The 23,753-nt window shown below is 64.2% G+C and carries 22 protein-coding genes; 12 read left to right on the top strand and 10 right to left on the bottom strand.

All coding sequences use genetic code 11. The annotated features are described in order from the left end of the window. From NKJ88_RS24945 to NKJ88_RS24930, 4 genes are all read right to left on the bottom strand, one after another. A partial coding sequence (locus tag NKJ88_RS24945; protein WP_352445936.1) for an ABC transporter ATP-binding protein occupies nt 1-891 on the bottom strand: 891 nt, incomplete at its 3' end. Nucleotides 892-1,085: 194 nt separating this feature from the next. Then, nucleotides 1,086-1,676 (bottom strand): DUF922 domain-containing Zn-dependent protease, encoded by a 591-nt coding sequence (locus NKJ88_RS24940; RefSeq protein WP_023673473.1) that lies wholly within the window; start codon nt 1,674-1,676, stop codon nt 1,086-1,088. Between the two features lie 53 nt (nt 1,677-1,729). Further along, nucleotides 1,730-3,007, bottom strand: coding sequence for a D-tagatose-bisphosphate aldolase, class II, non-catalytic subunit (locus NKJ88_RS24935; protein WP_023699146.1), 1,278 nt, complete (start codon nt 3,005-3,007; stop codon nt 1,730-1,732). Beyond that, a complete protein-coding gene (locus tag NKJ88_RS24930) occupies nt 3,004-3,990 on the bottom strand; it encodes a tagatose kinase (RefSeq protein ID WP_352445934.1) in 987 nt (328 codons plus the stop codon). Before NKJ88_RS24930 ends, NKJ88_RS24935 begins: the two co-directional genes overlap by 4 nt. A 210-nt stretch (nt 3,991-4,200) precedes the next feature. Here NKJ88_RS24930 and NKJ88_RS24925 point away from each other — a divergent pair, with 210 nt between their 5' ends. Both NKJ88_RS24925 and NKJ88_RS24920 read left to right on the top strand, forming a co-directional pair. Then, on the top strand, nt 4,201-4,830 hold the full coding sequence (locus NKJ88_RS24925) for a glutathione S-transferase family protein (protein WP_352445932.1): 630 nt from the start codon (nt 4,201-4,203) through the stop codon (nt 4,828-4,830). A gap of 149 nt (nt 4,831-4,979) precedes the next feature. Next, nucleotides 4,980-5,213: a hypothetical protein gene (locus tag NKJ88_RS24920; RefSeq protein ID WP_031202909.1), complete on the top strand. Its 234-nt coding sequence runs from the start codon at nt 4,980-4,982 to the stop codon at nt 5,211-5,213. Nucleotides 5,214-5,278: 65 nt separating this feature from the next. Here NKJ88_RS24920 and NKJ88_RS24915 read toward each other — a convergent pair whose 3' ends face one another. The 6 genes from NKJ88_RS24915 to NKJ88_RS24890 all read right to left on the bottom strand — a co-directional run bounded on the left by NKJ88_RS24915 (nt 5,279) and on the right by NKJ88_RS24890 (nt 11,319). Next, a complete protein-coding gene (locus NKJ88_RS24915; protein ID WP_023828764.1) occupies nt 5,279-5,776 on the bottom strand; it encodes a GNAT family N-acetyltransferase in 498 nt (165 codons plus the stop codon). A 10-nt stretch (nt 5,777-5,786) separates the two neighbouring features. Further along, nucleotides 5,787-6,803, bottom strand: coding sequence for an ABC transporter permease (locus tag NKJ88_RS24910; protein WP_023673479.1), 1,017 nt, complete (start codon nt 6,801-6,803; stop codon nt 5,787-5,789). After that, entirely contained in the window at nt 6,800-8,431 is a 1,632-nt protein-coding gene (locus tag NKJ88_RS24905) for a sugar ABC transporter ATP-binding protein (RefSeq protein ID WP_502900814.1), read from the bottom strand. The genes NKJ88_RS24910 and NKJ88_RS24905 overlap by 4 nt, the downstream gene beginning before the upstream one ends. 171 nt (nt 8,432-8,602) lie before the next feature. Beyond that, nucleotides 8,603-9,550, bottom strand: a complete 948-nt coding sequence (locus tag NKJ88_RS24900) for a substrate-binding domain-containing protein (RefSeq protein ID WP_023673481.1) — start codon at nt 9,548-9,550, stop codon at nt 8,603-8,605. Between the two features lie 408 nt (nt 9,551-9,958). After that, nucleotides 9,959-10,966 (bottom strand): aldo/keto reductase, encoded by a 1,008-nt coding sequence (locus NKJ88_RS24895; RefSeq protein WP_023819071.1) that lies wholly within the window; start codon nt 10,964-10,966, stop codon nt 9,959-9,961. Then, nucleotides 10,963-11,319: a hypothetical protein gene (locus NKJ88_RS24890; RefSeq protein ID WP_155921580.1), complete on the bottom strand. Its 357-nt coding sequence runs from the start codon at nt 11,317-11,319 to the stop codon at nt 10,963-10,965. The genes NKJ88_RS24895 and NKJ88_RS24890 overlap by 4 nt, the downstream gene beginning before the upstream one ends. Nucleotides 11,320-11,364: 45 nt before the next feature. Between NKJ88_RS24890 and NKJ88_RS24885 the strand changes: the two genes are divergently transcribed. From NKJ88_RS24885 to NKJ88_RS24840, 10 genes are all read left to right on the top strand, one after another. Continuing rightward, nucleotides 11,365-11,589 (top strand): hypothetical protein, encoded by a 225-nt coding sequence (locus NKJ88_RS24885; RefSeq protein ID WP_023673483.1) that lies wholly within the window; start codon nt 11,365-11,367, stop codon nt 11,587-11,589. Between the two features lie 117 nt (nt 11,590-11,706). Further along, nucleotides 11,707-14,199: a DNA ligase D gene (gene ligD, locus NKJ88_RS24880; protein WP_352445929.1), complete on the top strand. Its 2,493-nt coding sequence runs from the start codon at nt 11,707-11,709 to the stop codon at nt 14,197-14,199. Between the two features lie 448 nt (nt 14,200-14,647). Then, nucleotides 14,648-15,553: a non-homologous end joining protein Ku gene (gene ku, locus NKJ88_RS24875; protein WP_023685883.1), complete on the top strand. Its 906-nt coding sequence runs from the start codon at nt 14,648-14,650 to the stop codon at nt 15,551-15,553. Further along, a complete protein-coding gene (locus NKJ88_RS24870; RefSeq protein ID WP_352445927.1) occupies nt 15,550-16,677 on the top strand; it encodes a tetratricopeptide repeat protein in 1,128 nt (375 codons plus the stop codon). The genes ku and NKJ88_RS24870 overlap by 4 nt, the downstream gene beginning before the upstream one ends. Nucleotides 16,678-16,889: 212 nt before the next feature. Beyond that, nucleotides 16,890-17,534, top strand: coding sequence for an alpha/beta hydrolase family protein (locus NKJ88_RS24865; RefSeq protein WP_352445925.1), 645 nt, complete (start codon nt 16,890-16,892; stop codon nt 17,532-17,534). A gap of 7 nt (nt 17,535-17,541) precedes the next feature. Continuing rightward, the gene (locus tag NKJ88_RS24860; protein WP_352445923.1) at nt 17,542-18,312 is read left to right on the top strand and encodes an exodeoxyribonuclease III; all 771 of its coding nucleotides are present in this window, start codon (nt 17,542-17,544) and stop codon (nt 18,310-18,312) included. Nucleotides 18,313-18,418: 106 nt separating this feature from the next. Beyond that, nucleotides 18,419-20,026 carry a WD40 repeat domain-containing protein gene (locus NKJ88_RS24855; RefSeq protein ID WP_352445921.1) on the top strand — a complete coding sequence of 536 codons (1,608 nt, stop codon included), beginning with the start codon at nt 18,419-18,421 and terminating at the stop codon, nt 20,024-20,026. A gap of 80 nt (nt 20,027-20,106) precedes the next feature. Continuing rightward, nucleotides 20,107-21,078 (top strand): tetratricopeptide repeat protein, encoded by a 972-nt coding sequence (locus NKJ88_RS24850; RefSeq protein ID WP_352445919.1) that lies wholly within the window; start codon nt 20,107-20,109, stop codon nt 21,076-21,078. After that, the gene (locus NKJ88_RS24845; protein WP_352445945.1) at nt 20,961-21,488 is read left to right on the top strand and encodes a tetratricopeptide repeat protein; all 528 of its coding nucleotides are present in this window, start codon (nt 20,961-20,963) and stop codon (nt 21,486-21,488) included. The genes NKJ88_RS24850 and NKJ88_RS24845 overlap by 118 nt, the downstream gene beginning before the upstream one ends. A 232-nt stretch (nt 21,489-21,720) precedes the next feature. Next, the gene (locus tag NKJ88_RS24840; RefSeq protein ID WP_352445917.1) at nt 21,721-23,727 is read left to right on the top strand and encodes an amidase; all 2,007 of its coding nucleotides are present in this window, start codon (nt 21,721-21,723) and stop codon (nt 23,725-23,727) included. Nucleotides 23,728-23,753 lie beyond the last annotated feature (26 nt).

Genomic DNA, 23,753 nt, shown 5'->3' with positions numbered 1-23,753 from the left:
GAGATTGGTATAAGAGACTGGGTCTGACGATAGCCGCAAATGCTCGGGCCGTATTCCCAGCACCACCGGATGACCGTTGCCAACGGCCGGCGCGCCGGCCAGCGGCACGGAAATTCCCCCGGCGCCGCGAAAGGACGGAGACCCGTCGGTGACGATCTCGCCCTTGATCAGGTTCATGGCGGGCGAGCCGATGAAACTGGCGACGAAGAGATTGTTTGGCCTGTCGTAGAGCTCCAGCGGCGGTCCGATCTGTTCGACGATGCCGTCATGCATGACGACGATCTTGTCGGCCATGGTCATGGCCTCGATCTGGTCGTGGGTGACATAGACTGTGGTCGTCTTGAGCCGCTGGTGCAGTTCCTTGATCTCGGCGCGCATCTGCACCCTGAGCTTGGCGTCGAGATTGGAGAGCGGTTCGTCGAACAGGAAAACCTGTGGATCGCGCACGATCGCCCGGCCCATGGCGACGCGCTGGCGCTGGCCGCCGGAAAGCTGGCGCGGATATCGCGTCAGCAATGGCACCAGCCCGAGGATTTCGGCGGCGCGCTGAATGCTGGTAGCGCAATCGGCCTTCGAAACACCTTTGAGCATGAGCGAGAACGCCATGTTCTCGGCGACCGTCATGTGGGGGTAGAGCGCGTAGTTCTGGAACACCATGGCAACGTCGCGCTCTTTCGGCGCAACGTTGTTGACGACCCGATCCCCGATCGCGATCTCGCCCCGAGAAATCTTTTCCAGGCCGGCGATCATCCTGAGAAGGGTCGATTTTCCGCAACCCGACGGGCCGACCAGCGTGACGAATTCGCCGTCGTCGATATCCACACTGACGCCATGCAGGACCTCGACGGTCCCGAACGATTTGTAAACATCGCCGATCGCGACAGACGCCATCGATCTCCTCCCGAATGCTTCTTGCGACGCCCCGAAGGAAACCGCTCCTCTCCCGCCTCGCGACCGTCTCCCATTCCCCCAACAGGTCGCGTGACGATCAGACGGTAGCGCTACCAAGCCTGCCTGTAAAGCGGCCATGCGGCCGGTGCTCTTGTCGTTCGGAACACCGGCGCAATGACCGGTTCGCCGGCAAACTACCCCCCATTCACAAAAGCCAGCACCAGCTTCTGCAGGTTTCCGCCGGGGCCGAATTCGACCCGGTCGAAGTCGCGGCTCGCCTGCCGCTGAGCCAGCGAGATCTGGGCGAGTTGCCTCGTCAGCTCGGTTCTGATCTTGCTGCAGGCGGGGTCATCAGTAACGGTCAGGCCGACGCTCACCGCCTCGATCTTGCGCACCATCTCTGCGATGGCTGCGCCATGCACTCTCTCGTGGGCGGCGAGCCCGGCGATGAACACCGTCCAGTTCTTCTGGACGGAAGCCGGCAACGGTTCGGCCGGCTTCGGCAAGGTGTAGGTGATGATCAGTTTCGGGCGCGCCGATTTGAGCACGCAGGCGTCGCCTTGCGGCCTGTAGTCCCTGGTCCAGGTCAGCTTGAAATTGGTGTGCGCAATGACCCGACCCTTGCCGAGCAAGGGGCCGGCTTCGCCGATCGCGGCATAGAGTTCCGGGCCGGTCCGCCCTGCGATGGCGTAGGTCTCGACCTTTTCGACCGGCTTCCAGTCGGCGCGTGCCGGCGACGCCAGCAGAGAGGCCGCGAACAGGAGAAAGAACATGGCTGGTTTCATGGAAACGTCAGAGACACTGGGCTGAGGCAAAGATCAACCCGGCGCAAATGCACTCAGGTCCCACGGCAGGCCGCGTCATAGTCGGCCAGCACCTGATCGACAGCTTCGAGAAGGATAGCCTCGGGATTGCCCGCCGGCCCGAGTTCGGCCGGCAGCGCCGGCAGGAATTGCCGCATCAGCGTTTCGGGAATGGCAACGTCGTCCAGCGCCTTGCGCAGGCGCTCGACCGCCGCGACAGCGGTGGGGTTGCTCCAATAATAGCGGATGCGGTCGCTGTAGCTGTAATGCCGCTGCACATAGAGCTCTGCTTCGTTGCCATGATAGTGGCTGTGCCAATGGCCGGGTGCTGCCAGCATCGCGCTTTCCATGGTGCGGGCGAGCGACCGGTCGCCATAGTCCCTGGCCATTTCGGAGGCGATCAGGTCGAGCCCGTAAAGCGCCTCGCGCAAGGCGAAGGTCAGGCCGGGGCCGACCTTGAGGATAGGAAAGCCGTTTGCGACCAGCGCGGTCAAAGCCGCACGGGTCTGGTAGTCGGTCGAATGCGCCTCGTAGACGAGCGACGGCTGCTCATCGAGCAAGCCGGTCAGGCCCTTGGATTTTTCGGGCGCGTAGGCGACGACATTCTGGCTGCCGAATTCCACGCCCGGCTGCACCACCACGGCCATGACGCGGCCGAACGCCTCGGTCAGGCCTTCGCGGGCAAAGATCTCCCGGTGAACCTCGATCGTGCGCCGCGCCGCCGCCGCCTCGGTCGGCTTCAACTCGCTGATCGCATGGTCGACGCCGCCGGGGGCGGGAACTTCGGTGCCGATGATGTAGACCGGCAAGGTGCTGCCTGCGGCGTGCGCGCCCGTTTCGGCCGCCTTTGCCAGCCGCGCCGCCCGGGTGGCGATGGTCTCGTCGTCGAGCGCCGCCGGCTCGCCGGCGCAGCCCATCGATGCGTCGAGATGGATCTTGGTGAAGCCGGCCGCGATATAGGCGCCGACCATGGCCTCAGCCTTGTCCATCGCCTGCGCCGCCGGCTCTGCGCGCCACGGGTTCGGTCCCAGATGGTCGCCGCCGAAGATGATGCGCGAGGCTTCCAGCCCCTCGCGGCAGGCGATCTCCAGCACGAAGGCGACGAACAGCGCCGGGGTCATTCCGGTATAGCCGCCGAACTGGTTGACCTGATTGCAGGTTGCCTCAATCAGCAGGTTTTTCTCCCTGTCGGCAACGGCGCGCCTGATCGCCGTCTGGATCACCAGCGGATGCGCGGAGCAGATCGAGGTGATGCCGTAGGGCGAGCCGTTTTTGCGCGCGCTGGCGAGGCCTGCAAGCGGGTTGGCGCTCATGTCCGTCTCGCTGTTCCCTTGATGAATTGGTCAAGCGCATCGAAGCCGGCGGTGCCTTCCATCGGGCCGCGCCGGGTGATGTTGCGGGCGCCGGCGGCATTGGCATAAAGCAGCGCCTTGCCGGGCTCCATCCCCTGGCGGCGGCAAGTCAGGTAGGTGGCGCCAAAGCAGTCGCCGGCGCCCGTCGGGTCGACTTCCTCGACTTGAAAACCGGCGCAGTCGATCCTGGCGCCGTCGGCGCCGAACCAGGAAGAGCCGTCAGCACCGCGCTTCAGCACGATCTCGCCGACGCCCCTGGCAAACAGCGCCGCCACCGCCTGATGCTCGTCATCGACGCCCGCCGTAGCGAGCAATTCGTCGCCGGACGGCAGCAGCAGGTCGGCATCGTCGATGAGTGCGGAAAACAGTGCGCCGTCGGAGCCGTCGATCAGCTCCTTGCGCACATTCGGGTCGAATGAGGTCGAGCCGCCGCGGGCACGAACCGCCTGCACTGCGTAGCTGACGATCTCCTTCAGCCCTGCCACCGACAGCGTCGATCCCATGATATGCAGATGGCCGGCCCTGTCCGCCAGCAGGCGCGCAGCAGTGGTCAGGTGGATCTGCCCGGCGGCGGATTCGGCGATGTTGTAGACGAAGTCCCTGATACCATCGGGCCGGTAGCGCACGAAGGCGCATCCCGTTGGGAAGCGGTCGCTGATATCGACGGCTGAGACGTCGACGCCGTCGAGCTCCAGCCTGTCCAGGTTGAGCGTGCCGAAATCGTCGCGGCCGACGCAGCCGATAATGCCGGCGCCGCCCCCCAGCCGCGCAACCTGATCGATGAAGATCGCCGGCGCACCGCTGGGGAATGGCCCGACGAGCGTTTGCGGCTCGAGGAAGCCGAAACCCCGTTCCGTCGCCATGATCTCGACCAGGATTTCGCCGGCGACGATCGTTGGCCCCACGGCCTCGGCGGCGATCTCGCTGCGGCGCGAAAGGCTCATGCTTGCGATTCCTCTCACACGCAGACTGATTGCTTGCCCGCGCAGTTATCCGACGCAAGTGTTTATCGGGTAAATCGCACATACAGCGAAGTCAATAAAACTTTACATGCGTATAGTTTATCTGTTTTCGCGCGTACACATTGCAGGATTCGGGTGGCTGGTATCGTGGCACCGTGCAAATCAGGCGTCGACCCCAGCGAAAGGACAGCCATGCTCACGCTTCATGATTATTTGCCGTCGCAAAACGGTTGGAAGGCGAGGGTCGTGCTCGGCCTGCTCAACATCCCCTATGAAAGCCGCCTGGTGTCGATTTTCGAGGGCGAGAGCCACACCGACGCCTTCCTGAAGCTCAACCCGGCCGGCGCCGTTCCTGTGCTCGAACTCGAGGATGGCCGTGCAATCGCCGAATCGAATGCGATCCTCATTTATCTTGCCGAAGGCACGCCCTTGCTGCCGGCGGATCGCTATGTCAGCGCGAAAGTTATGCAATGGCTGTTCTTCGAACAGTACCATGTCGAGCCGGTCATCGGCTCCCTGCGCTTCTGGACGCTGGCCGGAAGGCTGGAGCGCAACCAGGCGATGCTTCCGGCCAAGCGCGAAGCCGGCGCCCGCACGCTGGCAGCGCTGGAGCGCAGCCTGAACGACACGCCGTTCCTTGTCGGCGACACGCTCACCATCGCCGACATTGCTGTCTATGCCTACGGCCACCGTGCCGAAGATTGCGGCTTTGCGCTGGCGGCTTATCCGGCGGTCCTCGCCTGGACGGACCGGGTGCGCGACGCCATCGGTCCCGGCTATCCCGTGCATCTCTACAGCATCGATCCGCACTCGGCTGCTTGACGGCAAAAGGCGCGCGCGTTCATCTTGCTTAGTCGAAAAGAAGACCCAGATTCTGCTTTGTCGGCGGTTTTTACTCGCAATCCGTTGGCTGGATGGCCGGGTCTCGGCGTCATCTCGACGACCGGCCGGCACTTAGCATGGAGGTGACCATGACACGCGACGACATCATTTCGGTGTTGGGGCCGGTAGACGAGGCAGTCATAGCCGACATCGCGCTGACCGGCGCCACCCTTGAAGAACTGCGCGAGGCGTTCGCCTGGCTCGGTGCCGACGAGGCGCTGGTCAACGAGGGCCGCCGCTTGCCGGGAACGAAGGTGGCGCGGCTGATCGAAATTCTCGATATGCCGGACGACGAGGACGGCAGGCAAGCGGCGGCGCAGTAGGCTGTAGGCGTAGGGTATCGATCCGCGCCACCTTATTCCCTATTCCACACTGCCTGTTCCCTTCCTTACGCCCTCGACAGCAGCCGGCGCATGATCAGCGAGGCGTGGCCGCCAACGCCGTGCGCGGCCGTGTGGCGCTCGACCACTTCGAAACCGTGCTTGCGATAGAAGGCGATCGCCCGGTCGTTGCCCTCGATCACTTCCAGCGCAATGCTGGGGATGCCGGCATGCGCGACAAGCACCGCGTGCAGCAGGTCGGTGGCGAGCCCGCTGCCGAACTCTGTCTTGTCGATGTGCAGCCGGTCGAGCAGGACATCGCCACGATCGTCCATCGCCGCCATCGCGTAGCCGGCGATCGAACCGTCCGGCCGTTCGGCCACGAACGACATCTTGTTGTCGTCCCCAAGTTCCTCTGCCAGCCGCTCGGGCGCATGCTTGTCGTCCGAGAGCCGCGCGGTATTTTCAGGTCCCAGGATCGACGAATAGGTGCGCCGCCAAGACTCTCCCAGCAGCCGCGATACCGACGCTACATCGTTCTCTGCCATCGCCCTGATCTGAACCATGGCCGATCCCTTACCGCCTTACCCGCGACTTCAGCCAACGATCGAAGGCCACGGCCAGGATCAGGATCAGGCCGATGACGATGCTTTGTGTGTAGGACGAGACATTGTTGAACTGCAGCCCGTTTTGCAGCACGCCGATCAGCGCTGCGCCCACCACCGTGCCGCCGACCGAGCCGATGCCGCCGAATAGCGAGGTACCGCCGATGACCACGGCGGAAATCACCGTAAGTTCGTAGCCGATGCCGGCTACGGCTTCGGAGGAGTTGAGCCGTGCTGACAAAACGAAGGCCGCCAGCCCGGCGAAGAAGCCGACGATGACATAGACCGAGATCAGAATGCGGTCGACGCGCAGGCCCGAAAGGCGCGCGGCCTCGGCATTGCCGCCGACGGCATAGACGGCGCGGCCGTAGCGCGTATAGCGCAGCACGATGTGGCACAGGATGGCCGCCACCGCGAAGATGATCGCCGGCACCGGCACCGGTCCGATGAGCCCGGTGCCGAACCAGCGCATCGAGGCGTCGAAACCGGAGATCGGTCCACCATTGGAGATGGTCAGCGTCAGGCCGCGAAACACTGTGAGACCACCCAGCGTGACGACGAAGGGCGGCACTTTCAGCCTGGTGATGGCAAAGCCCTGGACGCCGCCGGCCAGCGCCCCGACGATGACGGCGGCAAGCAAGGCGGCGAACCAGCCATATCCTTGCGTGCCCGTGGTCGACAGCGACAGCGTGTTGGCGGTGCCGCCCTTGGCCACCACCGCCGCCACCATGCCGCAGAAGGCGAGCAGTGAGCCGACCGACAGGTCGATGCCGGCAGTGAGGATGACGAAAGTCATGCCGAGCGCGATCAGCCCGGTGATCGAGATCTGCCTCAAAATGTTGAACAGGTTGATTGGATCGATGAAGCTCGGCTTCAGCACGGTGAAGATGACGATCAACACCGCCAGGAACATCAGCGGCCCAAAACTCATCAGAAGCCGCGCGATGTTGATGCCGCTGCGCTGGGTCTGTTCGGTGGTGCTGGTCATTGCGTTGCGTCCTGCTTGCGGTCGAGCGCCATCAGTTCCATCAGTTTTTCCTCGGTCGCTTCGATGCCCGGCATTTCGCCGGTGATACGGCCGCGCCGCATCGTAACGATGCGATCCGACACTGCCAGCACCTCCGGCAGCTCCGACGAGATCATCATGATGGCGATGCCGCGTGCGGCAAGCTGCACCAGGATCTGGTGCACTTCGGCCTTGGCGCCGACATCGACGCCGCGCGTCGGCTCGTCGACGATAAGTACTTTCGGGTCGCGCGCCAGCCAGCGGGCCAGGATCACCTTTTGCTGATTGCCGCCGGACAGGCCCTCGATCGCCTGCTCGGGCGAGGCCATGCGGATCGACAGTGCCTTGCGATAGCCGGCCAGCGCCTCGCGCTCGCGCCGTTCGGCCATGAAGCCGGCCCCATTGCTGTAGCGGCCGAGCGAGGCGATGGAGAAATTGTTGAGAATGCCAAGTGCTGCAAAAATCGCCTGGTGCTTGCGGTCTTCCGGCACCAGCCCGATGCCGAGTTTGATGGCGTCTGCGGGGGAGGCCGGGGCGATCGGCTTACCGTCGAGCGCAATTGTGCCGGCCGCGATGCGGTCGGCGCCGAAAATGGCGCGGGCAAGCTCGGTGCGGCCGGAACCGACGAGGCCGGCAACGCCGAGGATTTCGCCGGCCTTCAGATCGAGGTTGACGCCTTCGAGTACGATGGCATGCGGCGCCAACGGGTCGCGTACCGTCCGCAGCCCGCGCACCGAGAGCCTGACCTCGCCGGCGACATCGCGCTGCGTCGGCCGCGCGTAGAGTTCGGAGGCGGCGCGGCCGACCATCTTCTCGATGATCTTCGGAATCTGGATGGGCCGGCCGTCGCGGTCGAGATGACCGGCCAGCCTGCCGTCCCGCAGCACGGTCATGCGGTCGCAAATGGCGGACGCTTCTTCCAGCCGGTGGGTGACGAACATGATGGCGACACCGTCCTTGCGCAGCCTGTCCATGATCGACATCAGTTTCTGCACCTCGGTCTCGGTCAGCGCCGAGGTCGGCTCGTCCATGATGATCAGGCGGCTTTCCAGCGACAGAGCGCGGGCGATTTCGACCAGCTGCTGTTCGGCTACCGACAGCGAGGACACCGGCGTCGCCGGATCGATGTCGAGACCGACGCGGGCGATGATCGCGCGCGAGGCGTCCTCCATCCTGCGCCAGCTGACCAGCCCGAGCGGCCCGAGCGGCGCGCGGCCGATGAAAATGTTTTCCGCAACCGTCAGCGTCGGGATCAGGCTCAGTTCCTGATAGATGGTGACGATGCCATGCCGCTTCGCATCCTGCGGACTGGACGGCGCGTAGTCGGCGCCGTCGAAGACGATGCGGCCGCTTGACGGCGGCATCACGCCGGACAGGATTTTCAACAGCGTCGACTTGCCGGCGCCGTTCTCGCCGAGCAGGCCAAGGATCTCACTGGGCCGCACCTCGAGCGAAACGTCGATGAGCGCGGTGACGCCGGAAAAATGCTTGGTCACGCCTTCGACGGAAAGGAGCGGGGGCGATGATGCGGTGGGTTCAACGGCGGACAAGCATTGCTCCCGGATTGCGATAGGCAGCGGGACAGCGCCCCCCTCTGTCCTGCCGGACATCTCCCCCACACGGGGGGAGATCAGCAGTTTTGCCGGCAGCACTATTTCTATAACGTTGGCGATTGGCGAAAGCAGACGTGACGGCCAATCTCCCCCCAAGTGAGGGCGATGTCCGGCAGGACAGAGGGGGGCGCGACAGAGCGCGACCTCCACCCGTCATGGGCCCTACTTTCACTTCGTCTCGTTCAACCTCTCCGCCTTGTCGAGATTGTCCTTGCCGATGACGATCGGCGTCAACAGCACCAGCTTCTCCTTCGGCTCGGTCTTGTCCCTGGCGAAGGCGACCGCGATCTGCACCGCCTTGCGCGACTGTTCGCCGGGGAACTGCTCGACCGTGCCGGCGAGCTTGCCGTCGCGCACGGCGACCAGCGCTTCCGGCAGCGCGTCGAAGCCGTAGATCTTGACGTCGGTGAAGTTGCGCGCGGCACAGGCTTCGAGCGCGCCGAGCGCCATGTCGTCATTGGCGCAGATGATGGCGTCCGGCTTGCCGTTGGCGGCAAGCCCGGCCTCGGTCACCGACAGCGCTTCGGCGCGGGCGAAATTAGCGGTCTGCTCGAAGATGATCTGGTACTTGTCCTTGAGCGGATCGAGCACATTGTGGACGCCTTTGTTGCGGTCGATCGCGGGCCCGGCACCCGGCTGGCCCTGCAAATGGAACAGCTTGGCGCCGTTCGGGAACGCCGCCACCATGGCCTGCGCCTCGGCTTCGCCACCCTTGACGTTGTCGGCGCCGACATGGGCGAGAATGCCCTCGACGCCGTCGACGCGGCGGTCGATCGTCACCACCGGAACGCCGGCCTTGACCGCTTCCTCGATCGCCGGCGCCAGCGCGTTGACGTCAAGCGGCGAAATCACGATGGCGTTGACCTTCTGCACAAGTGCGGCCTCGATGTCGGCGGTCTGCTTCGGCGCCGAGTTCTGGCCGTCGCTCTCGGTCAGATTGACGCCTTGCGCCTGCGCCTCCGCCTTGATCTCGTTCAGCATGTGCACAAAGAACGGAAAGCCGAGATTGGGCACCGAGCCCAATATGGTCAATTTGTCGGCGGCAAAGGCCATGGGCGCGGCCAGCGCCATGGCACCGGTCGCCACGGTCGACAACAGGAATTCGCGTCTGTTCATCAGATATCCTCCACATGAACGCAGGAGCCCGAAACCGGGAGCGGCTCGGGACGGTCCTTGCGTCAATTCAAAAATGGAGTGTCCTGTGAACGCCCCGAGGGGACGCGAGGCGCTCCAGCCGGTCCGCCGCAACGTTCTCCTCCGCACGGCGCCGACCCGAGGATGCTAGCCAAGGAAAATCGATTACGCAAGGTGAGGCGAGGGGCTGAAACTGCTAATCTCCCCCCTTGTGGGGGAGATGTCCGGCAGGACAGAGGGGGGCGCTGTCCCGCCGACATTGGCCAATTTCACTTACATCTTTGAGCTAACCTCTACGCAGAATACTTGATGCGGGCGATCCTTCGCGCCCCCCCTCTGCCTTGCCAGGCATCTCCCCCACGAGGGGGGAGATTGGCAGCTTAGACGCCTCTACCTGTCGATGGTCGTCATCACCCGCTCATTGTAGCGCGGCCCTGAGACCTTGCCCGGCGCGAGTGCCGCGTCGAGCGCAGCCATCTCGGCGGCTTCGAGCGTGATCGCTGCGGTAGCGACATTTTCCTCCAGATACTTGCGCCGCTTTGTCCCCGGGATCGGCACGATGTCAATGCCGAAACCGTCGCCCTTGCCGAGCACCCAGGCCAGCGCGATCTGTGCGGGCTTTGCCCCTTTGGCCGCGGCCACCTCCTGCACCGCAGCCGCAGCCGCGACATTAGCGTCGTAGTTGGCGCCCTGGTAGCGGGGGTCGCCGCGGCGGAAATCGCCTTCCGGATAATCCTCGGCGCGCTTGACGTCGCCGGCGAGGAAACCGCGGCCGAGCGGCGCGAACGGCACCAGGCCGATGCCGAGCTTTTTGAGCAGCGGGATGATCTCCGGCTCCAGATTGCGCTCCCAAAGCGAATACTCGCTCTGCAGCGCCGAGACAGGGTGCACGGCATGCGCACGGCCGATATTCGCCGCGCCCGCTTCCGACAGGCCGAAGAAGCGCACCTTGCCATCGGCAACCAGCCGGCCGACCGTGCCGGCGACGTCTTCCATCGGCACCGCCGGATCGACGCGATGCTGGTAGTAAAGGTCGATATGGTCGGTGCCGAGCCGCTTCAGCGAGCCCTCCAGCGCCTCGCGGATATGGTCGGGCCGGCTGTCACGCTCCGTGCCGACCTGTCTGCCGTTTTCGATGCGGAAGCCGAATTTGGTGGCAAGGGTCACCTCATCGCGCCGGCCCTTCAGCGCCCGCCCGAGCAGTTCTTCATTGGCATAGGCGCCGTAGACTTCCGCCGTGTCGAGGAAGGTACAGCCGAGTTCGATGGCTCGGTGCAGGGTGGCGATCGATTCCGCCTCGTCGGCAGGGCCGTAGGACTGGCTCATGCCCATGCAGCCGAGGCCGATCACCGAGACCTGCAGCCCCTGGCTGCCGAGTTTGCGGGTGCTGAGGGTCATTGCCGTTCTCCTTGGGGCTGAGGAAAACTATAGCGGCCGCTCCTCCAGTTTCCATAGCTGTTCGGCGGAAGAACAGCGCTTCCCTTGACAAAACCCAGCCGCAAGCGCCTTTGCCGGCGGCCATTGGGGGCCATGGGATACCAATGAAGAAGATCTACGAGAAGCCGACGCTGAACCGGCGTCAGCAGCTCTCGCGCGTCACCGCGCTCATAATTCCTTCGGACCACTAACCGAATATTGTCGTCGCCATTGCAAAGTCCGCTGCCGAGGCGCAGCGGTTTTTTGCTGCCGTCGGATCGTAGCGCTGCCAGAAGCAGGCGGTCAAAATTGACAGAGCGGCCGATCTCCAGCATCCTTATGCCGCCGCCATGTCTTGCGGTCTTGTGTATGAGTGAGCCATGGCCAGTTCCGTCACCAGCCAGAATTCCAAGCGCGCCGCGGTGCGCAAGGCGCTCGACCGCCACAAGGTCTACGTCACCGCGCAAAGCTTTTCCGGCGGCGTCTACTCGGCCCGCGTGCTGGTCGACGGCGAGGCCTACTGGGTCGACGAGTTCCGGCTGAGCCAGCTCCAGCAAGGGCTGTCCCCGGCCGAGCTAGACCTGACGCCCGCCTCAGACGATTGAGCGTGATCTCCACATTCTTCGCACCGCGCTGGGAAATTTGAAATGTTGGCGGGACAGCACTGTGCAGGAACGCGGCGCCGGAAAGGTTCGTCCGCCGCCGCCGCTCCCGCCTGACCCATGCCAACCCCGCCAACACTCAAGGCCTATCGCGCCAAGCGCGAATTTACGAAGACGCCGGAACCGGCGGGCGGGCTCATTTCAGGCGACGGCAACCGCTTCGTCGTCCACAAGCATCACGCCACCGCCGACCATTACGATTTGCGCCTGCAGGTCGGCGGCGTGCTGAAAAGCTGGGCGGTGCCGCGCGGGCCCTCGCTCAACCCGGCCGACAAGCGGCTCGCAGTTGAGACCGAGGACCATCCGCTCGAATATATCGACTTCGAGGGCGTCATTCCTGAAGGCGAATATGGCGGCGGGCCGATGATCGTCTGGGACACCGGCACGTGGGCGCCGATGGACGATGTCGACAAGAGCCTGCGCACCGGCGCCTTCAAGTTCCGGCTGGCCGGCGACAAGTTGAATGGCGGCTGGATGCTGACCCGTCTGAAGCCCAAGCCCGGCGAAGACAGCGAGAAGAAAAACTGGCTGCTGTTCAAGGAGCGCGATCTCGCCGCCGATACCGGCCTCGACATCCTGGAAGCGCGGCCGGAAAGCGTGAAGTCCGGCAAGCGCATCGAGGAGCTGGTGGCGCCGCCGAAAAAGCCGGCCCGCCTGCCCCCCAAACCCGGCGCGCTGAAACCCGGTGCGTTGCCCGGTGCGGTCAGGGGCGATCCGCCGTCGCGCATCGAGCCGCAGCTCGCCACGCAGGTGCCGAAGCCACCGGGTGGGCCAGTGGAAGACACAGGTGAACTCTGGTTGCACGAAATAAAATTCGACGGCTATCGTACCATGGCGCATGTCGGAGATGGCGAGGTCAGGTTGATCACCCGCGGCGGCATCGACTGGACGAAGCGTTACGGCGACCTGCCGCAAGCCTTTTCCCGGCTACCGCTCAGCCAGGCGATCATCGACGGCGAGATCATGGTGCTGGACGAGAAGGGCATCTCGCGTTTCGCGCTGCTGCAGGATGCGCTGTCGGCGGGTGCGGGCAGCAAGCTCCATTTCTATGCCTTCGACCTGCTGCATCTCGACGGCTGGGACCTCCGCAAGGCGCCGCTCGCAAACCGCAAGGCCCTGCTCGCCGAACTGCTAGCCGGGCAGGGCGCTACCTCCGCCATCCAGCTGAGCGACCATGTCGAAGGCGACGGACAGGGGCTTTACGATCAGGCCTCGATCCTTGGACTGGAAGGCGTCGTCTCCAAGCGCGCCAACGCCATCTACCAGAGCGGCCGCACGAAGAGCTGGACCAAGGTCAAAGCGCTTGAGACCGGCGATTTCATCATCGCCGGCTACACCGTTTCCGACGCGGCCGAAGGACTGGCGGCAATCGGCATGGCTGAATTCGCGGATGGTGAACTGCACTATCGCGGCAAGGTTGGCACCGGCTTCGATGCCGCGACGGCGGGCGACTTGCTGGCCCGGCTGCAGCCGCTGCGCGACGGCGCGACAGCACCCGAGGGTGTGCCGCGCGAGATCATGCGCGAGATGAAATGGGTGCGGCCGATGCTGTCGGCCCGCATCCACTACGCCAACCGCACGGCGGACAATTCACTGCGCCACGGTGTGTTTCGGGGCTTGCGCGATGTCGGCCTGTCGACGCCGGTGTCGCCGAAGCGCAAGCGGCTGATCGCCGAAGCCGATCTCGCAACCATCTGGGTGACCAATCCGGAGCGGCGGCTGTTCGGCAAGACCGGACCGACCAAACTCGACATCGCCGTCTATTACGCGCTGGTCGGCGATTTCATGCTGCCGCACATTATGGGCCGCCCGGTGTCGCTGGTGCGCTGCCCGACGGGCCTGCCGAAGGACTGTTTCTTCCAGCGCCACGCCTTCACCGGCATGCCGCCGTCGGTGGTCACTTTTGACGCCACCAACTCCGAAGGTGAAACCAAATCCTATCTGTCGGTCGAGGGAGCAAAAGGCTATCTGGCACTCGCGCAGTTCGGCGTCGTTGAGTTCCACACCTGGGGCACGCATCGCTTGAGCCTCGACAAGCCCGACCAGATCGTTTTCGATCTCGATCCGGGTGAGGGCATCGCCTGGCGCGAGGTGGTCGAGGCCGCCGTCCACATCAAGGGCGAATTGGAGCGGTTCGGCCTGGTGCCGTTCGCCAAGACATCCGGCGGCAGCGGCATCCACATAACCGTGCCGGTGACGCAAAAGCAGAACTGGAAGAAGCTGCACCAGGCGACCAGCGCCATCTCCACGCACCTGGCGGCCACCGCGCCCGACACTTTCACCACCACAATGGGCAAGGAAAACCGCAAGCGCCGCATCTTCATCGACTATCACCGCAACGCGCGCGGCCACACCTCCGCGGCGCCTTATTCGCTGCGCGCCCGCACCAACCTGCCGGCATCGACGCCGGTGAGTTGGGCAGACCTTGAGACGATCGATGCGCCGCAGGATCTGAACTATTCGTCCTTGCCGGGGCTGTTGGCGACGTCGGGCGATCCGTGGGCGGACATGGAGGATTTCGCAAGAGATTTGCCGTTGTTTTCGGGGAAGTAGATCGGGAGGTGTTGGCGATCCGGCACACCCCCCTCTGTCCTGCCGGACATCTCCCCCGCAAGGGGGGAGATCGGATGTCGCCTCTGCTTTCGCCAATCGCAAACCTTGCAAGAGGAGCGATAAGGTTGAAGCTGCCAATCTCCCCACTTGCGGGGGAGATGTCCGGCAGGACAGAGGGGGGTGCTGTCCCTCCGGCATGACTTACTTCCCCAAGTCCATCGACCATGCGGACAATTTGAATTATCCTCCGTCGGTGCCCTCCAGCTCACCTGGAAGGTTTCGTCAGGAATTTGCCGGTATGTTTGGGGCCGGTGTAGGATTTGCGCAGTGCCAATCGTCCTCGGAACGAAGCGCTGCAGTAAGCATGATCCCGAAACGTGGGAACCGGTTTTCGGATAAGATCATGCTCAGTCTGAAATGTCAGTGCGTGGCCGCGTAGGAGAGTATCATGGCGCCCAGGGCAAGTTGGAAAGGTTACCTCAAGCTCAGCCTCGTCAGCTGTCCGGTCCGGCTCTATCCGGCAACGACGACCAGCGAGCGCATATCGTTCAACCAATTGCACAAGAAGACCCACAACCGCATCAACATGAAGCCGGTCGACCCTGAACTCGGCCTCGTCGAGCGCGCGGACTTGGTCAAGGGTTACGAATACGAGGACAAGCAGTACATCATCATCGATGAGGCCGACCTCGAAGCAGTGCGCATCGAATCCAATCACACGATGAACATCGAGGCCTTCGTCGACGAAGACGAAGTCGACGTCATTTATCAGGATGCGCCGTACTACATGGCGCCGGATGGCGCCATGGCGGAGGAAACCTTCGCCGTGCTGCGCGAGGCAATGCGCAAATCCGGCAAGCTGGCCATTGCCCGCCTTGTCCTGTCCAGCCGCGAGCGCGTGGTGACGATCGGCGCGCGCGAGAACGGCATGTTCGTGTGTACGTTGAGGAACCCGAACGAAGTGCGCGGCACGGCTGAATATTTCGGCAACATCCCGGCTGGCAAGCCGGATCCCGAAATGCTGCAATTGGCCGAAGCGCTAATCAAGCAGAAGGAAACCACCTTCGATCCGAAGAATTATGAGGACCGCTACGAGATCGCGCTGATGACGATGATCCGCGAGAAACTGAAGGGCCATAAGCCGATCATTGCGGCGGCGCCCGAGCGTGGCAATGTCATCAACCTCATGGACGCGTTGAAGGCGAGCCTGTCGCAATCAGCCAAGCCGCCGGCCAAGTCGAAGAGCAAGGCCGACGACGCTGAAAAACCTGCCGCCAAGGGTAAGGCGGGTGCGGCCAAGGAAAACCCGTTGAAGGCCAATCTGCTCAAGGCCGTCGGCAAGAGCAAGGGGTGACGGCGCCGACCGGTATAATCCCGGGCGCCGTCTTCGGCGCCATCGGCGCGCTGGCGGCATTTCCGCTGCGGCTCGCGGCCCGTGAGGTGGAGCGTCAGCACGGCCAGTTGCGGCGCGGCGTCACCAGGCGCACCAGCCATGTTGTGTTCGGCCGAACGCTGATCGCCAAGGCCGGCACGGCGAAGGGCGGCGATGCCGAGATCGAGCGCCGGGTTGCAGCCGAGGGCTCCGCTGGCCGAACACTCCTTAGCGAAAATGGCTTCCTGCGCCTGCTTGGTCTGATGAAGGCGCCGGAGGCGTCTTCGCTGTCCAGGCAGTCTCTCGTCGACCAGTCCAGACTGTCCGGTGCCGACCTCGACCTGCTCAGCCTGTTCGACGCCTTCGAGCACGATTGTGAACCCTACTCGTTCCGCGATCTGATCCTTGCCCGCAAATATGCCGGGCTGGTCGCCGGCGGTGCATCCTGGGGCGCGATCGCGCGCTCCGTGCATCGCTCCGGTCCGGTCGCTTCGCTCACCGCCAAATCGCTCAATGTCGGCTCGCAGCATGGCCGGCCCGATCAGATCTATCTCGAGGATGGCCAGAGCGAACTCGACGGCCAGCTGCTGTTCGATCTCGGCAGCGCAAGCGCAGCCGGCGACGACACGCTGGAAGAATTGTTCGCCGAGGCTGAAAGCGCGGAAGAGGAGGGCCGGCACGACGATGCCGCGGCGCTCTACCAACGCTGCCTCAGCATCGATCCGAGCGACGCCATCGCCGCGTTCAACCGCGCCAATTGCTTGCGTGGCGCCGGTCGCGTGGCCGACGCGGCGCATGACTATGCAAGAGCGATCAAGCTCGATCCGGCGTTCGTCGAGGCCTGGTTCAACCTCGCCGGGCTGATGAGCGACGAAGGCAAGATCGCCTCGGCGCGCCGGCATCTGCAAAAAGCGATCACGCTCGACAGGACTTATGCCGATCCAGTGTTCAACCTCGCCCGACTGGAATTCGAGGCCGGCAATCTGGCTGAAGCCCGCCGCCACTGGGTGCGCTATCTCGAACTCGACGCGGATAGCGAATGGGCCCGCATGGCGCAAAAGGGGATACAGTTCGTCGATTTGCAATTGGCACGGACGGCGGGGTAGGGCGCAATGGCAGCGCTTGAGCGCCCCCCTCTGGCCTGCCGGCCATCTCCCCCTCAAGGGGGGAGATTGGATGTCGCCATCGCTTTCGCCAATCACTATCGTCGCGAGGTCCGTCAGGCGCTGAAACTGCCAATCTCCCCCCTTGAGGGGGAGATGTCCGGCAGGACAGAGGGGGGCGCGAAGGAACTCGGCCTTTACCGGCAGCGCACCCCATGACCGCCTTCCTCTTCGACGGTAACGAAACCGCCCCGGTCACCATCGTGTTGGCCCACGGCGCCGGCGCGTCGATGGATTCCCCCTCGATGACCGACACCGCCAAGGCGCTCGCCACAGCCGGCTTCCAGGTTGCGCGCTTCGAATTCCACTATATGGCGGCGCGACGCTATGGCCAGCGCAAGCCGCCGCCGCGTGCCGAGACGGTCAACCCGGAATACATCAAGGCAATCGCCGACCTCAGGGCGAGGGGCGTCACCGGGAAGCTGATCATCGGCGGCAAGTCGATGGGCGGGCGCGTCGCCTCGATGGTTGCCGACGAGATGTTCGCCAAGGGCGAGATTTCGGGCCTCGTCTGCCTCGGCTATCCCTTTCATCCGCCGGCCAAGCCCGAGCAACTCAGGACAAAACATCTCGCCGACCTCAAGACGCCGACGCTGATCTTCCAGGGCACCCGCGACGAGTTCGGCACGAAAGAAGAGGTCGCGACCTACGGCCTTTCCAAAGCCATCGAGGTGATCTGGCTGGAGGATGGCGACCACGACCTGAAGCCGCGCAAGAGCGTGTCGGGTTTTTCGACCGCCGATCATTTGAAGACGCTGGCCGGGACGGTGAAGGCGTGGACAGGGCGGATCGTTTCCTGATCGCCAAATGAAAATCGCCACCTTCAATATCAACAACATCAACAGCCGGCTGCAAAACCTGCTGGCGTGGCTGGCGGCAGCCAAGCCCGATGTCGTCTGCCTGCAGGAGCTGAAGGCCCGCGACACGCAGTTTCCGCGCACGGCGCTTGCGGCGGCCGGCTATGGCGCGGTGTGGAAGGGCGAACCGACCTGGAATGGCGTCGCCATACTCGCGCGCGGGTCCAAGCCGGTGCTGACCCGTGACGTCCTGCCCGGCGATACCGCCGACAAGCAGAGCCGCTACATCGAGGCGGCGGTGTCGGGCGTCGTCATCGCCTGTCTCTACGCGCCCAACGGCAACCCGCAGCCGGGGCCGAAATTCCAGTACAAGCTGGCCTGGCATGAAAGGCTGGAGGCGCATGCCGCAGAACTCTTCGACACCGGCCTGCCGGTGGCGCTGGTCGGCGACTACAACATCGTGCCCGAGCCGCGCGACATCTACGCCACCCGCTCCTATGACGACAACGCGTTGCTGCAGCCGGAAAGCCGGGCGTCGTTCCAGCGTCTGCTCGAGCAGGGCTGGACCGATGCGCTGCGCAAGAAGCATCCGAAGGAAACGCTCTACACATTCTGGGACTACCGCCGCAACCGCTGGCCGCGCGATGCCGGGCTGCGGCTCGACCACATCTTGCTGTCGAAGAAACTGGCGCGCCGCCTCACCGCTGCCGGCATCGACCGCGATGTCAGAGGTGAGGACGGCGCCAGCGACCACGCGCCGGTATGGGTCGAATTGAAGTGAATTTGGCTGCGTGATCGCGCCCACTTTCGTGGGCGCAGTTTTGCGCTATTTGTTTCGCTGCGGCGGCCGCATGATGAGCAAGGTGCGGCACCGGAGGGGGAGTCCGATGGACAGGTTGGCCGAAAGGCTGTTTGCGCTTCCGCTGCTGGCGGCCGCTTTGGCTTGTCTGGTGCGGGCGTATCTGCTGCTCGGCGACAGAGATTTCAGCTGGAGCGGGATCGATCACATGCTGCACGGCCCAGCCACGCTGCGACCGGTGGTGTTCCTGACCGTCGGCGGGCTTTGCCTGCTTGGCGCCCTGTTGTTCTGGGCCGGACTGCTGCCGGGTCGGCGAAGCCAGCCTGCTGGAACGCCGCTTTTTGGCCGCGACGCCGAGATCGACCCAAAGGGCCGCCCCGGTCTGCGGCGCGCCTTCCTCATGTTGCCGGTGCTCGCCGTGTTGGCGCTGCTGGCCGACCACTTCCCTTGGGCGCGTGACGCCGGCCCGGGCGCTGAGGTGGCCGCCCCGAACGAACCCAAAGCCGAGCCGAAGGACCAGGGCATCGACGGTGTCCCGCCGGACCTGGCGACGACACCGGCCCCGCCGAGTTCGCCGCAGGTCACCATGCCGCCCGAGCCAACTCCGCCGGTGCAGGCAGCCAAACCGCCCGAGCCGGCGCAGCCTACGCCTCCGGCTGCTCCCCCTCAGCCGCCACAAGTCGCACTCGCTCCGGCGACACCGCCACCGGAGACTGCTCCACCGCCGGCTCCGGCCACGCCACCGCAAACCGTCGCGCCGTTGCCGCCGCCTCCGCCGGCGCTGCCGACCGAGCCCGACGGCCACCGCGACGCCGTCGTCTGGCTCGCCGTCTCGGCCGATGGCCGCGACGTCATGAGCGCCAGCACCGACCATATGATCAAGCTCTGGGACATCGCCGGCAAGCGGCTGATCCGCAACCTTGGTGAACACAAGGACATGGCGCGCACGGCGCTGTTCATGCCCGACGGCGCAACCGCGCTGACCGCCGGCGACGATGGCGAGATCGTGCTGCGAAAGCTTGCCGACGGCGCGGTGCTGCATGTCTTCTCGTCGGGCGCGAATGGCGGCGTGCGTAAGCTGGCGATCAGCCCGGACGGCAAGCGCGCCGTCAGTGGCCACGACACCGGCAACGTCATCGTCTGGGATCTCGTCAACAAATCGGTGCTGCATGTGATGACCGGACATGACTGGCCGATCAGCACGGTCGCAATCTCGCCCGACGGCACGCGCGCGCTGAGCGGCTCCATCGACGGCACGCTGAAATTCTGGGACGTCGAAAGCGGCAAACAATTGCGAAGCTGGCACGGCCACGAGCAGGGCACCTACGGCGCCGTCTTCACCGCCGACGGCCATCATGTCGTCACCGGCAGCGGCGACTACACGATCAAGCTCTGGGACCTCGACACGTTTAGGGAATTGCGCCGCTTCGAGGGCCACGAAGGCACCGTCTATACGCTGGCGCTGTCGGCCGACGGCAAGCGCCTGGCTTCCGGCTCGCTCGACGGCACGGCGCGGCTGTGGGATCTCGGCACTGGAGACCAGATCGCCATGTTCGACAGCCGCACCGGCCCGATCTACGCCGTTGCCTTCGCCACCGACGGCACACTGCTCACCGGCGGCAACGACCGCACCATCAGGGATTGGCCGGCGGCGGGCGCCGATGGCGAGATCCTGTTTGCCGGCGCGCCGCAGTAGCGATATCAAATGCTTTGGATATTCCAGAACAGCCTGGCTCGCGTTATGGATTACTGGTGGCTGCAAATGGATTGGGGACCGTGAGCAACAACGACTGGGCGCCCAAAGTGGATACACCTGTCTACAGCCCGCCCAAGTCGCGTCGCCGAGGGGTCCTTACCGTCGTTCTGGTGTTGCTGGCGGCTTATGTGCTGCTCGGTCCTGGCCGAAATTACTATGTGCAGTGGTCAGCCATTAAGAAGATTCAAGCGGCTGTCCTGGCAAGGGATTATCGCGAGCAATTCCATCAGATCTCCGTGCTGGCCGACATGGGAAATGCTGACGCACAGTACAATCTGGGATTAATGTACTGGCGTGGCCAGGGTATTGCCCAAAATGACAGGCAGGCGACCTACTGGTGGGGCAAAGCAGCCGAGCAAGGAAATGCAGATGCGGCATCCTTGCTCGCCCAGGCCTATTCCCATGGCCGAGGTGTCGAAAGAAACGACCAACTGGCGTTAAAATTTGCCACACAGTCGGCCGACAAGAGCAACGCGAATGGTTACTATGCCATCGGCACCCTGTACGCGCAGGGCCAAGGTGTTCCGCAAAGCTATGAGCAAGCTCTCTCCTGGTGGCGCAAGGCAGCCGATGGCGGCAGTACCGAAGCTGCCTACTGCATCGGTCGGTCCTATTATCTCGGTGAAGGCGTTGAGAAGGACGATCAGCTCGCCGTGACGTGGGTGCGAAAGGCGGCCGACATGGGTGAGCCGAATGCCCAGTCTCTGTTGGGCACGCTGTATTCGCTTGGCCACGGCGTCGGTCAGGATGACCGCCTGGCCTTCGAATGGTGGATGAAGGCCGCGGTCGCCGGTGTGCCGGAAGCGCAATACTCCTTAGCAAACGCGTATGAATTGGGAAAAGGCATCGGCAAGGACGACGCCCAGTCGTTCGCCTGGTTGGTCAAGGCGGCGGAACAGGACAATGTCCGGGCGCAGTCTGCGCTGGCCTATGCCTATGCACGGGCAAGGGCACTGCCAAAAGTGATGCCGAAGCATCATCCTGGTGGCTGAAGGCGGCGAGCCGGGGAGACGCTTATGCGCAGGCGAACCTCGGCCTGGCATATTGGACGGGCGCCGGACTGACTCAGAGCGACGCTGATGCCGTTTCGTGGTGGCTCAAGGCCGCAAAGCAGGGGGACGTTTCGTCTGAACTGTACCTGGCTGTTGCCTATGCCCGCGGCAGAGGGATAGCCAAGGATGAAAAATCCGCCGAATTCTGGTTGCTGGAGGCAGCCAAGGCGGGAAATGTCGAAGCAGAACTCAACCTTGGCAAGCTTTATTACACCGGGATCGGCGGCAAGCCGAACTATCCGGAATCTGCCAAGTGGTTTTCCACATCGGCAAGCCACGGAAATGCCGAGGCCAGGACCTTCCTCGAAATGATGAAGGAAAAAGGCCAGTTCGACAGCAAGACGCTGTGAGCTCAGGGTCAGGCAACGCCGATGACGTCGGTGAGGTCGTGTCATATAATGGACATCGGCAGCGGATACCAAAACTGTCTTTCATCAGTCAATTTCGGAGGCCACTTATGCCTGCCGGCCATCTCCCCACTTGGGGGAGATCAGCAGCGTCGCCGTCACGCCTTTCGTTTGCGGCGTGACACTCGCATCGCACGATGCGAAGACTCATTTGCCGCTGCATCTCGAGAATCCCATGCCCAACCTCCAGCTCGTCGAAGCCACGATCGCCGACCTGCGCCGGGCGCTGGAGGCCGGCACCGTCACCAGCGTCGAGCTGGTGGGCGCTTATCTCAGGCGCATCGCGCATTACGACCGCCATGGCATCGCGCTCAATGCCGTGGCGGTGCTTAACCCGGCAATGTTCGAGGAGGCGGCGGCGTCCGACCTGCGGCGGCGCAATGGCGCCACCCTCGGGCCGCTCGACGGCATCCCCTACACCGCCAAGGACAGCTATAAGGTGAAGGGCCTGACGGTGGCTGCTGGCTCGCCCGCCTTCGAGCATCTCGTCGCCAATGAGGACGCTTTCACCATTGCCAGGCTGAGGGCCGGTGGTGCTGTGCTGATCGGGCTGACCAACATGCCGCCAATGGCGAATGGCGGCATGCAGCGCGGCGTCTATGGCCGGGCCGAAAGCCCCTACAATGCAGATTACCTGACCGCCGCCTTCGCTTCCGGCTCGTCCAACGGTTCCGGCACCGCGACCGCCGCCAGCTTTGCCGCTTTCGGGCTGGGCGAGGAGACATGGTCTTCCGGCCGCGCGCCGGCGTCCAACAATGCACTTGTCGCCTACACGCCGTCGCGCGGCGTCATTTCGGTCAGGGGCAACTGGCCGCTGGTGCCGACCATGGATGTGGTGGTGCCGCACACGCGCGGCATTGCCGACATGCTGGAGCTGCTCGACGTGATCGTCGCCGACGATACCGAGACGCGCGGCGATTTCTGGCGCGCGCAGCCCTGGGTGTCGATCGCGAAAAGCGCTGCTCTCAGGCCGCCAAGCTACACTACACTCGCCTTGGAGGGCTCGTTGAAAGGCAAACGCCTCGGCGTGCCGAAAATGTATATCGGCCGCGACGGCGGCGCGCCCAAACCCATCGAGACCCGCGCCTCGGTGCTCGACCTCTGGCGGCAGGCGGCGCGTGATCTGGAAAAGCTCGGCGCGGAGGTGGTCGAGGTCGATTTCCCCGTCGTCTCGAACTATGAGCGCGACCGTCCGGGCACAAAAACCATGGTCGAACGCGGGCTGGTGCCGGAAGCATTCGCCGAGCGCGAAATCTGGGATCTCTGCATCTGGGGCTGGGACGATTTCCTGCGCGCCAATGCCGACCCGGCCATCCCCGACCTGGCCACGGTCGACGGGCCAAAAATCTTCCCGCGGCCGCCGGGCGCGCTGCCGGACCGCTATGGCGACGACGGTTTCGATCTGGCGGACTATGTCACACGCGCCAAACAGGGCGTGACGCCATTGCTGGATATTCCAAGGCTGGCGGAAGGTCTGAAGGGATTGGAGGCGACGCGGCGCATCGACTTCGAGGACTGGCTGGACGAGCACAGGCTCGACGCTGTCGTGCTGCCGGCGGTCGCCGATGTCGGCCCGGCCGATGCCGACGTCAACGAGACCTCTGCAGCAATCGCCTGGCGCAACGGCACCTGGGTTGCCAATGGCAATCTGGTGTGGCGTCATCTTGGCATCCCGACCGTCACCGTGCCTATGGGAACGATGGCCGATATCGGCATGCCGGTCGGGCTGACCTTTGCGGGCAAGGCCTATGATGATGCGGAGTTGCTGCGGCTCGCCGGCGATTACGAGCGCGCCACCCAACGCCGCACGGCCCCGCCGCGCACGCCGGAATTGCCGGGCGATGTGTTTGCGCAACATGGTGGATCGAAGTCCAGCGATGCGCCGCCGCCGGCACTCAGGCTTGTTGCGGAGACGATGGGGCAAGGAGACCAGGCCGAGATCGCCGTGACGGTTGAACTCGATGCGGAGACCGCTGGCGTCAAGGTTCACGTCAATGGCGAACCGGTCGCTCTGCGGCGCAGCGGCACAAGCTTTCACGGTCGCATCCTGGTGCCGGCCGGCGAGCACGAAAGAATGCACAGTGTGTGGCGAGGCGCTTACGGGTCGATCGTTACGGCCGTCATGCGGCTGGAGGATGGACGCACGGCTGGTGCTTACGTGGTCGCGGGTGGAATCGGGTGAGGGTACAGGTAATCTCCCCAAGGGGG

This window comes from Mesorhizobium sp. M0016, from assembly GCF_040324035.1.
GTDB lineage: Bacteria > Pseudomonadota > Alphaproteobacteria > Rhizobiales > Rhizobiaceae > Mesorhizobium.
The sequence above is the reverse complement of the archived record's forward strand: the minus strand, read 5'-3'. Positions and strand labels throughout refer to the sequence as shown.